The organism is Psychrobacter okhotskensis (assembly GCF_965638355.1).
Lineage (GTDB): Bacteria > Pseudomonadota > Gammaproteobacteria > Pseudomonadales > Moraxellaceae > Psychrobacter > Psychrobacter okhotskensis.
The window spans coordinates 2,193,371-2,207,834 of the sequence record NZ_OZ281822.1; the positions used below are offsets into that span (position 1 = coordinate 2,193,371).

11 protein-coding genes and 1 pseudogene are annotated in these 14,464 nt (G+C 41.4%); 2 read left to right on the forward strand and 10 right to left on the reverse strand.

The features are described 5' to 3' along the window. The first annotated feature begins 275 nt into the window (after window positions 1-275). Both ACSUPM_RS09125 and ACSUPM_RS09130 read left to right on the forward strand, forming a co-directional pair. Window positions 276-539 carry an Arm DNA-binding domain-containing protein gene (locus tag ACSUPM_RS09125; RefSeq protein WP_025651472.1) on the forward strand — a complete coding sequence of 88 codons (264 nt, stop codon included), beginning with the start codon at window positions 276-278 and terminating at the stop codon, window positions 537-539. A gap of 62 nt (window positions 540-601) precedes the next feature. Next, a pseudogene (locus tag ACSUPM_RS09130) lies at window positions 602-778 on the forward strand (transposase); the annotation flags it as partial. 191 nt (window positions 779-969) lie between these two features. Here the strand turns inward: ACSUPM_RS09130 and ACSUPM_RS09135 are convergent. From ACSUPM_RS09135 to ACSUPM_RS09180, 10 genes are all read right to left on the reverse strand, one after another. Beyond that, entirely contained in the window at window positions 970-2,175 is a 1,206-nt protein-coding gene (locus tag ACSUPM_RS09135; protein ID WP_436879874.1) for a DUF6708 domain-containing protein, read from the reverse strand. 2 nt (window positions 2,176-2,177) lie between these two features. Continuing rightward, entirely contained in the window at window positions 2,178-2,447 is a 270-nt protein-coding gene (locus ACSUPM_RS09140) for a hypothetical protein (RefSeq protein ID WP_436879875.1), read from the reverse strand. Window positions 2,448-2,527: 80 nt separating this feature from the next. Beyond that, a complete protein-coding gene (locus ACSUPM_RS09145) occupies window positions 2,528-3,088 on the reverse strand; it encodes a hypothetical protein (RefSeq protein WP_436879876.1) in 561 nt (186 codons plus the stop codon). Window positions 3,089-3,131: 43 nt separating this feature from the next. Continuing rightward, window positions 3,132-4,055 (reverse strand): hypothetical protein, encoded by a 924-nt coding sequence (locus tag ACSUPM_RS09150; protein ID WP_436879877.1) that lies wholly within the window; start codon window positions 4,053-4,055, stop codon window positions 3,132-3,134. A 50-nt stretch (window positions 4,056-4,105) separates the two neighbouring features. Further along, complete coding sequence (locus ACSUPM_RS09155; protein ID WP_436879878.1) at window positions 4,106-5,167, reverse strand: hypothetical protein; 1,062 nt, start codon at window positions 5,165-5,167, stop codon at window positions 4,106-4,108. 34 nt (window positions 5,168-5,201) lie between these two features. Next, a complete protein-coding gene (locus ACSUPM_RS09160; protein ID WP_436879879.1) occupies window positions 5,202-6,269 on the reverse strand; it encodes a hypothetical protein in 1,068 nt (355 codons plus the stop codon). Between the two features lie 21 nt (window positions 6,270-6,290). Next, window positions 6,291-7,352 carry a hypothetical protein gene (locus tag ACSUPM_RS09165; RefSeq protein WP_201566562.1) on the reverse strand — a complete coding sequence of 354 codons (1,062 nt, stop codon included), beginning with the start codon at window positions 7,350-7,352 and terminating at the stop codon, window positions 6,291-6,293. A gap of 21 nt (window positions 7,353-7,373) precedes the next feature. Further along, the gene (locus ACSUPM_RS09170; protein ID WP_201566564.1) at window positions 7,374-10,859 is read right to left on the reverse strand and encodes a toxin VasX; all 3,486 of its coding nucleotides are present in this window, start codon (window positions 10,857-10,859) and stop codon (window positions 7,374-7,376) included. Further along, entirely contained in the window at window positions 10,856-11,731 is an 876-nt protein-coding gene (locus ACSUPM_RS09175) for a hypothetical protein (RefSeq protein WP_201566566.1), read from the reverse strand. Before ACSUPM_RS09175 ends, ACSUPM_RS09170 begins: the two co-directional genes overlap by 4 nt. 2 nt (window positions 11,732-11,733) lie before the next feature. After that, a complete protein-coding gene (locus tag ACSUPM_RS09180; RefSeq protein ID WP_201566568.1) occupies window positions 11,734-14,460 on the reverse strand; it encodes a contractile injection system protein, VgrG/Pvc8 family in 2,727 nt (908 codons plus the stop codon). Window positions 14,461-14,464 lie beyond the last annotated feature (4 nt).

Below are 14,464 nucleotides of genomic sequence, written 5' to 3' on the forward strand. Positions count from 1 at the left end.
CTGAAAAACAAATCTTAAGTATACTCACAAGTGTACCGAATTATAATCTTATATATTTATCCATATATATCAAATACTTAACAATAATTAACCGTTCCGGCTCCGGGTACCATTACATAGTTCTATACTATCTTATAGAATAACTAAAGCCCCTATTACTAGGGGCTTTGTTGTATCTGGCGTTCTATACTGTCCTGCTTTATCTATCCCAATCCATGCATCTGATGTACACTACTATGTACACTGGTTTTTAAATGTACATTGGGGTGTCAGTTATGGAAGCACGCAAACCTATCAGCTCCGACCGCAGCATCAGCAGTCATAAAGCCGATGACAAAGAATACCTAGTCTCTGTCAAAAACCATCCTATGCTGTATCTCATGGTTAGACCTAATGGCACTAAATCTTGGGTTTATCGCTACCTGTCCCCTACCCATTTAAAAAACAAACGTATATCGCTTGGCGTGTATCCAAACGTATCGTTTGCTCGTGCCTGTGAAATTTGGCGTGACTATGAAGAGCTACTAAGTCGTAATTGAGCTATGCTGAAGAAACCGTACACCTAAACTTGGTAAACTAAGCGTATTAATCGGAGTTTATCATGACTAAGAAAGTAAGAACCTACAGTAACGAATTCAAAGCCGAAGCCGTTAAGAAGATAGCAGATAATAATGGCAATATCTCAGCTACTGTAAAGCAGTTAGGTATTGCCATGCAAACGCTATCAAACTGGCATAACAAAGCCAATCAAGGCAAGCTTGTCGGTACAGAGCAATATGGGGCGTGTTGAAGAATGAGCTGGTATATCATGAGGATTACAAAACCAGATTTACAGCCATAAACGATAGCGGTATAAGGACGGTCAATAGGATTGTGAAGCTCACTGATATGTGTAGCGAAATCGTCGCGTAATTGCATTTACCGCCTTCTTATTTTTCTAAGCAATCATATGCATAGTAAAAAATTTAATCACACTAAATGAAACAAATGCAGTAGCTTATAGGCTAGCCCTGTGTCGTAGCCTTTAATTGCCCCTATCATATCAATAAAAAATGCAAAAACGAATAACATGACGATACCAAATAAAATAAGCAAGATACTATGTGTCAGCTTTTTCCAAATGGGTTGATTTGTATCTTCAATATTGCCTTCGGGCAAGTTTTTGTTTAAGTCATACGGATCGTTAGGATCTATCTGACATTCAGCTTCAATCTCGGGGCTAAACTTAGGGGTGATGCTGGTGTTGATAGAGAGTAGACGCCCTAGGTAGCGTAGCCAAAGTTGTATGATAATTGCTAGATGTGTCCAGTTTAATCTTAATGCCTCCTTTGGATATTCCATATTTTCATCTGAGTCAAGAGCAGCTAGTGTAGCTCGCTTAAAAGATACTAATGGCGTTTCTCTTTTTTTATAAACTGGATGTATATAGCGAATAGAATTTTTGATTTCTACAATTTGTTTGTCGTCACTTTCCATATAACGACGGACAAATTCAAAATGTTGTTTTAGTTGTGTGCCGCCCAGTATTTCTTTAGCTGTCAAATCACTAACGAAAGGCAGGCTAAACATACCAGTAATCGTCATACCGTCATCAGCAAGGGTAATACCACGTACATCACCACCAACTTTATAAGTCGTTGCCATGTAAAACTTAAGTTCATCCCAATCAAAGACTTCGACTTTACGATTGGCTTGGCGAACATAGACTTTGCGCGTCTTACGGTTAAAACGAATCGGTAGATAGGTATAGGTAAATAATTCGGTTGAGAGTAGAGCGATTAACATTAAGAGTAAAAGTAACATTAGAAAACCACAACACATCAAAAATACGCTGAAGAATATTGGTGGTTCTTTGTCAATAGTTATAGCAAAAGTTTGAATAATTGTATAAAAAATATAGCTAGCTATAACTAGGAAAAATAGCGCCCAAGCAGTTATATCACCACGTATTCTATCTTGACGTCCTGTTAACTCCATATAGGTTGAGTTAAACTGCACGACAGTGCGCTGCGGATAAAGCGGTACTTCGTAACCTTGCTTTTTATCTAACCATTTAAAATCTTTGATTTCTTGAACTCGACCACCTAACACTGTGCCAAAAGTGCCGTCTACTTTTTTACCTATTTCCGAGTATTTAAATCTAGCGAAGGGATCTCTACCGTTAGTGTCAATCATAATTAATCATCCCCAAGGTCAATATCTTCGCCAACCACAGCGCGGTCAAACTGCTCAAGCGTATGCTTAAGTGACCAATTATTGCTATCTGTACCCCATATACCATGTTTGAGCCAATTCTCCATACCTGTCTTTTTCCAGTAGCCGATAAATAGATTGATACCAATGAATGCAATTAGAACAAAGACGCCCACACCTGTAAATACTGTAAAACCTAATAGGTAGGTTGAAGCAAGACCGGTTACAGCTGAACCTCCGTAGGCTATACTCATAACGTAATTATCATTCTTACCTGCGATATAGCTTGAATTTAAATCGAACCCTGTAAATGTTGCTTTATCTGTTTATAACCTCACTCATCATTATCATTAATTGTGCTAAGCATCTTAAAAAGATTATGAGTGGCATTGGCTTCTAAGCCGTTGTAATTCACAAGAACCAATTCATCCAAGTCCTCTGTCGTTGGCTCACTATCTTCATTTATCAAACCTTGTATGCCAACCTTAACTGACACATCGCTATGCTCTGATACGAACTTTATGAGCTGTTGTCTAAGTTGTTCTTGACGTTCGTTTCTGGTGATAATAAGTAGCTCACCACCTGAAACTTCTAATATAAGCTTATCACCTTCAACTCTTAAATCGCCAAAGTATCGATCTGTCCCTCCTTCATACTCACTGATCGGAATGTCATCAGGATTTCTAGCAAATTCAGAGTTGTAAATTTTATCGTATTCCCTTGCAAGCTCTTCTAGATACTCCAATCTGAGTTCTTCTGCATTTTTAGACGTATTATCGGTGTAAGAAGTATCAGCAGCAATAGTGAGTTGCGACTGACTAACTCCTAGCGCAAACAGTACAAACACCCACAACCATACCCTAAATGTAGCCTGTGAAACTGAACGATTTAACATATATAAAGCTCTTTTATTATTAATTGATAAGGTGTAAATTATCTTAACCGTTTAACTGATTGGTCTCGTTAAAATACCAAATGGTTTTCCATTCAAGTCGCTTCATCTTTGGCATGATGTCACCTGCTTCAAAGTGTTTAACATCCTTACTGGATGGTGACCACCAGTGACCCGTCTGTGGACAGGGTTTACCTGACTCGCAGCGTAAGCGTTTTGGTGCGACATTATGGCTATCACCACCACTATCCGCGATACGCTCAACCAACATCCAAGTAACAGGCGCCATACCGACCGCTTGCATGGTTTCTGGGTCATAACCGACATAGGCTTCATTTGCCAACATGCCATCCAATAACACTTGAGCACTGGCATCTGCTCTACTAGGTACATAAATACCTGCAACAGGGACAACTTCATCTAATTCAACGCTATATTGAGGATTGAGGCGATAAATAGGCCACGATTCGGGTGGGTTAAGCGGTCCTCGCGATTCAGTACTATAATCTTCCATTAAATCACCAATACACCAACCAAAATAACTGGTTATTTCCATATTAAAAGCACGCAAACTCGCCTCTTGGCGCCACTTCTCATAATCCAATTGTTGCTGCTCTGGCATCCAGTCGGTATCATAATCCATACTGATAGCGCGAAAATCACTCTCAACATTACCACCATATCTTATTGCTATTAAATCGCCATTTAACAGCTCTTGATAGCCAACATTTAAGCTGTCTAGAGTATCACGCAGGTTTGGCAATACCCGCTCGCCCCAGACGATATCAGGTTGTCTGTTAATAGGACGCGTTCGGTAATCAAAGGGCAAATCATTGACGAACAGTTCTAATGCGTATTCAGCAGCTTCTAACATATTCGCAAAGGCATCGCGCATCTCTTTAAAGTAAGCAGGTGAGCTATAGCGCTCTAATAAGTAAATCTCTTGCGGTCTTATGATGTAGTTATTCATTTTTTATTGGTCTCGTACTGTCTAATCGACGTTGGCTAATCAGTTTTCATCTAAGCAATCACCAGCATCACATACAATATAGAGCCAATAAACCAAGTCGCATTAATAGCCATTCCTGAATACCATTTCCGCTTAACGGCTTGATTTTGGTTTGCAAAAGCTGCTTGGCGCTCTGCGGTGACAGGTAGGATGTTATATGGATTGTGCTGACCATTCCACATGAGCCGTCTTTGCACTTCAGGATGTAAGGCAGGATTGGCACTCGATTGATAGATATTGCCTTCGGCAAGATCTAAGTAGCTGACGGTGCAAGCTCGCAACCAGCCCATAACCGTCACTTCATGACGTAGCCCTGTTAAGTCTTTGTTCTTTTTTTCTTGCGCGATGTCGGCACAGGCAAAGAGAGAGGTACTAACATCGGTTGGACAGGCATGAGCATATCTTGGGTCAAGCGGTAGCTCATCCCCAGGACGTTCCATATAGGTGCGAATAAACGCCCACTGGTCGTAAGGACTTAGTTGCATGTCTTCAAGATTAATACTTTGAATGGTTTGGTTTGTTTTCGGATCAATCGCATGCAGGTTCAAGGCCTCAAAAACCACGCCGTTGTTACGTCTGACTGAGGCGACAATATCTTTATAATTAATTAAATGAAAAACAGGCGCTTGCTTACGATTATGCTCATAATAGGCAACTTGCTGGGTCTGCTTTAACAATACAATTTTATTATAGTAGGATTTTTTATTTTTAAATTGTTTAAAAGTTAAAAAAGGGGCAAAGCCAAGCATTAACAGTAATAATAGCTGCATAACTATGCCTATAAAAAACAAAAAATCTATTCCCTTATTAAACATAATATCAAAGAGAATTACTAAAAAAATAAAGAAACTTTGCCCAAATAACCACGCCGCCCCATAAGATGCTAACAGAATTACTGATTGAATAGAGTTGATAGAAGGATGAAACAGCAAATAATCCGGGTTTACCTCATGGATAAGCGAATTTAATCTATCAATGCTATATTCTTTCTCTTTGAAATTAGCAATGTCTCCTTCATAAGGATGTCCAATAATCTTACCGATAGGGAGTTTTTGTGGTACTGGTAATATCATAATTGTGCGCTATTTACTTATCTGTTGATTCTTGCTAACTATTATAAGCCACCACTGCCCATACAAATAAGCCAACGTTAGTGAGTATGATACACACCCATCTGACATTAACCTCCCAATTTCTACCGTCAAAGGCTAATTTGGCTTCATAGGTTACGGGCTGTATCGGATAGGGGTTGTTTTGTCCGTCCCAGGTTAAAAGCTTTTGAAAGTCAAGATGTAAGATGGCTCGCTTGGTACATTGGTAATGATTAGCCTGAAATAGATTACCTAAAGCTATTATTGAGCCTATTATAAAGACCATAATCTGACCATCGCCAGAATGATCGCTAGGCAGTATGCCGTTTTTGCGATAGATAATATCAGCGCAGGCAAACAATGATTTACTGGTGTCAGCTGGATAAGCTTGACAGATTTCGTTGTCTATTGGCAGATCATCCGCTGGGCTTTCCATATAAGTGCGAATAAATGCCCATTGCACTCGCGGGTTGACTCGATAATCCTCAAGCTTTAAATGATGGGTAATGTCTCCGGTCTCAGGATCAGCGACGTAGAGATTAAGCGGTGTATAAGCTCGATTGTATGGATCTTGATGCAAATCAGGAATAACGTCTTTGTAGTCCACTACCTTTAGCTCGTAAGGCTGTCTAAATTTCCATAGTGGGCGATAGTAGTAGGCTATTTTTTGCTGCTTTTTTAAGAAGTAATACTGGGTGCGAAACGGTTTCTTGGTAATGAATTGATAGAGAAGTAGGATCAGTGGTGTGCAAGATGGAATAAATATAAATAATGCTATAAAAATATCTACAATCAATAGAGGTATATTAGAACCTTGTAAATGTAACAGCCTATCAGTGGAGACAATGAGGAACATAAAAGAAGAAAAGTAAACCCAACCAATAGCAAAATAAAACACCCAAAAGTACGCAGGTAGGAATGTTAAGTAATCAGGATTGACGTCGTGAATTTCTTTATTTAGATGTTCAATATCATCTTTTTTAGTACTCTCTAATAAGCTTTTGTCTATACTGGTGGTATAGGGACGCTCAATAGGATTGTTAAGCTCACTAATATGGGTGGCAAAATCGTTGCGTAGTTGCATTTAACACATTCCAGTTTTCATCTAAGCAATCACCAGCATCACATACAATATAGAGCCAATAAACCAAGTCGCATTAATAGCCATTCCTGAATACCATTTCCGCTTAACGGCTTGATTTTGGTTTGCAAAAGCTGCTTGGCGCTCTGCGGTGACAGGCAGAATGTTATACGGGTTGTTTTGACCATCCCACATAAGCCGTCGCTGAACTTCCGGATGTAGTGCAGGATTGGCACTCGATTGATAGATATTGCCTTCGGCCAAGTCTAAGTAACTGACAGTACAAGCACGCAACCAACCCATAAAGGTCACTTCATGTTGTAGTCCAGTCAGACCCTTGTCTTTTTTCTCTTGAGCAATATCGGCACAGGCGAGTAGCGATGTGCTGATATCTGTTGGACACGCGTGGGCATATCGTGGGTCAAGCGGTAGCTCGTCTGCGGGACGCTCCATATATGTGCGGATGAACGTCCATTGGTCGTAAGGGCTAAGTTGCATGTCTTCGAGATTGATGTTTTGGATGCTTTGATTTGTCTTGGGGTCAATTACATGTAGATTTAGAGCCTCAAATTCGACGCCCTTATTGTGTCTGACTGAGGCAACAATGTCTTTGTAATTAATTAGATGAAAGATAGGGTCTTGCTTACGGTTATGCTCGTAGTAAGCAATTTGTTGGGTCTGTTTTAATAATACGACTTTGTTTGAATAAGACTTTTTATTTTTAAATTGCTTGTATGCTATGTACGGTAATAATCCAAACATTAAAAAGTTTAAAATAATAATAAAAAAAGCTAAGAAATAATAAAATATAGACCCATCTTTAATAACTGCCATAACCATAGCTGTCATCAAAAAGAACGACTGCCCAAACAACCAACTAAAACAATAAGCCATTAAAAAACCAACCAATTGATACGAGTTAATAATGGGATGAAACAGTAGGTAATCTGGGTTTATCTCGTGTACATCACGGCTCAGCTTCTCTATACTGGCTATTTTTTCTCGATACGCAGGTATGCTCCCTTCCCAAGGTTTACTTAGTAGCTTTTCGATGGGATGGGTATTGTTAGGAGGATTGTAAATCATTATTTTTTTTGCAACCTTTCTTTAGTAGCTATTATTATCCAAATAGCTTACGTCTTTTAGAGGGTATGGCGGATTGCGACTGGTATCGGGCGTATAGGTCACAATCACTTTTGCGTTATTGATATTCTGCGGTTCAAACTTTAATAACTGCGTATCAATGATAAACTGAGGTTCCGATTCTTTTTCAGCCTCTTTTTTTGTCACTATAGGCAATAATCTCTCAAGAGCTGATGATTTGATATTACCCGCAGCAGGTTCATCACTGGCAGAATTATAGAATGTCGCTTTATATAGGTTTTGCTCTCTGCCACCTTTATCAGCAACCACCTCTATAGTCAGTTGACTTGCTTTGTCCCAATTCCCAATGTGAATTTGACTTTGAAATAAGGTCAGATGCTCTTTTACAATCTCAAGGACTGGCGGAAGTCTTATCTCACTGTTTGTGCTTATTTCGTGCTCCACAGGTACATTACCTTGAAAGGTTTGCAAACGATTATTAGCTAAGAAAAAGGTACAAGCCGTGATAAAGCCACTAATGTCTTGCTCCAAACTATTGAAAGGCGACTTTGACTGAAACGGATTTATCAGATAATAGTCTTGTCCTCGCATGGCTTTATGACCAAACACGCTGTTGTCTAACCAGTATTCTATTAATGTATTGTTTTTATCATCAAACTTATAGGCTAGGCGCTGAAAAGTATAGCTTAGAGTCATACCGACAAACATAATCGCTAATAGTGGTAGCGCAGGTAATGCGGCGGCTGGCGATGCTATCGCTAATAAGCCTAGATTAAATCCAGCATAAGCTGATGCTGCGATAGAGAAACCTGCTCCAACTGTAAAGAAGCCAGAATCCTTATTACCATCATTAAACTTACGATAGCCATAAATGGCTAAACTGCCCACCTCAAACGTCGCGCCAACCACTCCTAGCCACCCTGCTCGATAGACAAGCCTGTTTGCAAAACTGGTTCTGCCAAACACGCTAGCTCCCGATGCCGCCACATCCATACTCGCCGTGACTAGTGCAAGTCCAGAGCTGATAGTACCTAATTGCTCTTGCGTTAGCCGTAGCGGGTCGCCTGCGTATTTTAATCTGGCGATCGCTGGTACACTGGCGATCACTGCATTTAACTGGAAATATGCAATGAAAGCCGATACTCCTCCTGTCGCACCCGTCGCTATATTCTTGATGTTATTGTGCCACTCAATACCCCTTGCAGCTAATGCATCAGCATCCAGCTGATCAAGATCAATAGGCTTTTGACCATCATTGAGCTGGCTCAACTCACTTATACCTTTACCTGTTGCAAGGGCTTTATCAACATATGGTAAGACCCACTTTTCAGCCTGCTGTAGATTATCGATCTGTGGCGTACGCACAATTGTAGTGTCAGTGACAGCTTCTACGACATTCTTAGCACCATCTTTAGCTCGTCTGGCGCTATTATTAATCCTATCGATCCATGACTTCGGCAATACTGCACCCATAGCAAAGTTTGCAAAACTGACAATCGTGTCTGCTGTAGCAGTTACCTCTTTTCGGATAACTGTCAATCCTGAATGACCATATACACTAAGCTCTAGTGCTTTATACAAATTTCTGAATGCTTTTGGATCATAAAAACTCAATGCTAATAAATTTTGACTCAGTGTCTGAATCAATTTATCTTTATTGATAGCAGCGCTTCGATTACTGTTGACTGTTATCTTATTTAATGTCGCAGCACTAACCCCTTCTACCGTATAGCCTATTCCAGTACCTACTGCTTCAGAAGCTCTATCTTTCTTGCTAAAGTCATAAATAATCTCGACCAGCTCCTTATCCAAACCGCCAAGCGCTTTAAATAGCCAGTTTTGATTGATTTTGATGCTACTATTGATCTGAGGCAATAATACATTTTTAAATTCCTCTTCAGTAGCAGTGTCACTTTTTGGTGCAGTAGATTCAAAAGCATCAAGCATGCTTTGTGGAATACCAATATTACTATCATCAATACCACAGCCTGCAATACAAGAAGCAATCATTGCCTCAAAATCTTTAGCAGTCTGTTCATCGTGAACAAGCTCAATATCAAAGTCAGTTTCTATAATAAATTTAAATTCTTCATTAGTGATTGCTTTAATAAATTCTTTACGAGCATTAACAATTTCTTTTTTAAGAGAAATTATTTTTTTTGAAGACTGTAGGTAGGACTCATAACTGCTCTTATCGATATGCTTAAATATCAAATCATCTGGGTCAGTATCTGAGAATACTATATTTAACAAAGTACCAAGATAGTCTTTCTTACCCGCGTTAAAAACTTTCTTGTCTTTAAATTCCGTTGTCTTAATACTTGCCTTTTCAAGATTTTTTATGATTAAAGCATTAATAGTTTTACGAATATGATCACGATCTTCTGATAGCTCACTGAGTTGACTAATCAAATAATTACGTTTCTCCGCGGCTGCTAATACTTCTCCTACAGGGTCAGGTAAGGCGACCATCATGGGTTTAACTTTTTTGAGAAGCTTCAACTGTTGTTTTTCAACTTCTTCGCATAACTTATCCTCCTCACTATCCCCGTAGCCCTCATTTATATTTTCTTCAATACCGCTTATCTCATCATGAATGCTTCTTTCCATACTTTTGTATAGCTGAAGGGCAGAACGCCAACTACCTTGAACGCCTTCTTTTCCATCTTTTTCATATATTGTGATTTTATCATCGATAGCACCGCCCTGCTCTAGCTGTTTTCGTTGATGAAAGCTATTTATATAATCTATTTCAGGTGAAAAGAAGGATATCCCATCAGTATTATTATTACCTGTTAGTTCATCAGCAACGAACTGTTGCATACGCTTATTGCGTAATGCTGTATCATAAAAGTATTTTTTTAGAGTTGCTTTACTTAGCTTGGCATGACTGACCATGAGCCATACTACCTCACCTGACTCTAAGGTAATATATTTACTATCTAACGTACTATGCTCGTCTTTTTCACAGAGAGCTGGCTGTACCATTTCATCGAGTTCATCATCGTCAGGCTCATCTATATTTGTTACCTCTATTTTATTAATATCTTCTGCTTCTTTTTCTTCAAAATCATATTTGTTATACGTTGCAACTCTTTTTAATGCACCATCTTTACCTGTAAATCTCTCTTCAACTGATTTTTGTTCATCTCCATAACTATCAATATAATCATAAAAACAATAAAGGTAGGTGTGTGTAGGTAGGCTCGCGATAGCATCATGTTTGGCTGATTTTGCAGACAACCTATCCCCAAAATAACGCCTATCCTTGCGACTTACTCTATAATCATCTCGACTAAATACCACAGGTAAAATCGGTATGCCTGTACGTCCACATCCATAACGACATGCTATTACTGTGATTGTGGGTAGTGTGGCAGTAGGCGTAGAGCCATCAACCACACTACTACCTTCTGGTGTACCTACTATTGTCTCCTCATTTACTCTTGAAGTACTTTTTATAGAATCTGGAACGCTACTTTCACTCATGCTTGTATTCCTTTATTTTTTATTTGCTCTAAGCTTTTGACAATATTCTTAACGGCTTGCTGCTGCGACATTTTACGCTGAGCAATCAGTAGTGCTTGACTGATGATAATGTCATAAACTCGATCAGTGATTACCACTTGACCCTTTAACTGCCGCAGTATCATATTCATCCACTCTGTCTGTATGAGCACCTGCCATTGCTGCAGACTGAACCGAAAAGGTAAAGGTTGTAGCTGATCTAACGTTTTTTGAATATTAGCAGCTGGATATACCTCATTTGGCGTAGGTAGAGTCAATACAGTCATCTCATTATTCCAATCAACATAATAAATGTGAGATAAGCCCAACTGATATATTTGCAGCTTTTGTGGGGCTGTCCAAATATAGGTTAATAGCGCTAACACTCTAGGATCCCAGTAGCGCAAATAGCGACGCTTATTTGTCCCTATTCCATATGCCTGTCCTATCAGATATATACTATGTGTAAGCGTTTCTGTGATTGGTTGATCAAATAGCCATAGACAGACGCTACGCGAATGCGGATAACCAGATATATCATGGGTGTTTTCATATAGTGCCAATGCCAGTAGCTGCTCGAGTAGCCGTTGACCTGTACTACTATCAAGTGACATCTTAATAAGTGCCAAATCATCGCTAAAGCTATGATGAATGCGTTTGATGCGCTCAAATGGCAAATCTATGCCGCAGTCTAATAAGTCAAAGACAGCTGTACCGTAAATATTTAGATCAATAAGGACTGTCAGCGTTTGATATTGATTGTCAGAGACTGTTAGATATAAAGCCTTAAGTTGCTTTTGATAATCGTCAGTCGCTTGAATATCATCGAGAAACTCTACTTTTGGTATTAGCATACCTAAACCGCTCCACCTTTATTGCCAGCACTACCAGTCTTGGCAGCACAGTCGGCAAGCTCGTCTTGCGGCATAGTAATCGTTGGACTACTTTCACCCCCACTGCCCCAATCCACCTTACTTGCCTTATAGCCCACTTGACTTGGCGTGATAAACGTCACATTACCACCCGATATCTCGATACCACTACCTGCTGCTTTTAGCGTTAGCGTATCAGGCGCGATGATCTCAATACTGTCTCGGCTATGAATACGCAGTACTTGCTCACTATCGAGTCGCATTTCACTTTGATGCGCTTGTATCGTCACATCACCATGCGCTGCCGTATGGGTTTGCGCTTTGTTTGAGTAGTAATGAACATCGCCTGCCACCAACTGATTCATCTGGGTTTGGCTATGATGATGGGTGTTATCTGTGGCGTGGCTATGGGTGCTTTGGGTACTGGTATGTTGGCTGTGTTGTCCGCTGAGCATCGCTAGATGGCGCTGGGAGTCGATAAGCAGGTTAGCCTGTTGCCATTGACCTGATTCACTTAGGACTGAGTCATTGGTATCTTTGCTAAACTGGGCGTATGGGGTTTGGCTGTCTTCGTTACTGCCGCTTTGATTACTGCCTGCTTTGTTGCTTTTCTTATTGTTTGTACTCTCTATCCCGACTGGTTGATGAGCCTCAGTCAGCTGCTTGTAGGCCTGCTGGTGCTGATCCGCGGTTTGCAGTTTGCCATGGCTGCTGTGACTCATATGAGGGTTTGATGAGGGGTCCGACTGGCTGCTACTGATATGAATGCCCGTGCTGCCTTGGATATTGGCAGCGGCTTGAGTCTCGATGCTGATGCCTTTGCCCCGTGCTTGACCGCGAGTGTGGTCGCTGTGCTGGTATAGGTGTCCAATAGTCAGGCTGGACTGAAAGCTTGAGCTATAGAGATTGATTTGCGGACTGTCAGGATGAGCGTCAAACATGAGTTGGTTGTAGCCGTTAATAAGGCTGTCTTTGGTCGCCTCGCCAGTTCGACTGCTATCAATACTTTGAGTCTTGATGCCGTCGATGGGATGAGCGTGGCTTTGGTTGATGAACCAAGCCGGGCTGGTGGCGTCAAGGCTATCTGAGTCACTGGCGATGCTATTATGCTGGGCGTTATCGTTGCCTTGGCCGTTGTGGGTGCTGCCAATAATGATGGGACGGGTGATGTCACCACCGATGAAGTCGATCAGGACGTGTTGCCCATGACGTAGCGGATGGGTTTGTCCCATGTGGTCGGCGACTAAGTGACTGGCAATGGGTATCCAATGCGCACTATCGTCGCCTTCGCTTTGCCAGTGATATCTAATATGCGCACGATGATTACGATCATGAGTAATGGCGCTGCTGTCTGTATCAATAATACTGGCACTCATCAGACCTGTCAGACTCGGATGCGGTTGCCCAAGTGTAGCAAGCTGTTCCCCATAAGGAATATGGTAATGGTGCGGAAACGGTAGGTAGCAAGCGCTGATATGATGGACGTTGTCATCGTTGTCATCATCATTTTCATGGTCGGTATTTGGCTGTAAAGTAATAGGATCAAAGGGCGCAGCGCCGAGCCAGTCTGCGGGAATATGATTGTTAATGTGTTGATGTATGGAGACCAGACTGAGCGGATCAATCAAATAAGGGTTGCCATCGATATAGTGGCTACTGGGCAGATTCAGATGACGGATATTGCCGGTTAAGCTGCCTAGATTGGCCAGCTGCTGTGCGTGCTGCTGATAGCGGGTGGCAAGTGCGGTGAGTCCATCATCGTTTAAATAACTATGACTGTGCAAAAAGCGCTGATGCGTGCTGCTTGATGAGTCGATAGGTTGCTCGCTACTGCTACTGCCGGTATAGGTACTCATCAAGCGACTGTCATAACGATGTAGGTCACTTTGCTGAGTATGCTGAGCAATACGCGGACGAATGGCAGTAATGCGGTCTTGTCTATCAGCAAGGTTGGCAGGGTTTTGACTTAAGGTGCTTTGAATGTCATTGGCATCAGGGCGCAGTATTTCGCCATCACTAGGTAACAAGACTAGAGTGTGCTTGTCGCTCTCATGACGGTAATAGCCTGTGACGCCATAGAGAGCAAGGTATTGGGTTAGATAAGCCAGATCGGTTTGGTTGTATTGGACGCTATGCTGTATATGGTAATCGCTGGCGCTACTTAAGCGCTCGTCAATCTCAACGTTCATATCGTACGAGCTTATGATTTGAGTGATGAGCTCACTGAGACTGAGATGGTGGTGACGGCGGTTATGACTGTTTAGGCGTAGTTGGCTAAGAGCAGGTTCGCAGATGATGCGGTAAGCGGCCATGCCGCTGTTGCTACCAAGGGCGATGACTTCGGTGATGATGCCGTGGCGAATTTGGCTGGATAGCATTGTATCGCCAGTATTCCATTGTATCGCCAGGCTTTGGCCTATCCAGTCTTTGGTATCCAGTCCTGCTTGTGGATGCAGTAGAGTAATGCTAATACGGTAGCCGCAATAGAGGGCGAGCTGGCGCTGCTGATAAGACTGCGCCCGTTGGTCTTGATGATACGGACTTGGATAAGCGTCAGGCGTTGGCATAAGAGCAGGCTTATCCCAAACACTGTCGGGCAAAGGCATCCCGAGTAAGCTTTCAACCAAGTCAGCTTGCTGAATAATACTGGTGGCAATATCAGGATGGGCACTACTCAGTTGCACATGCCGCTTTGTTTGAGTCCATACCATGACA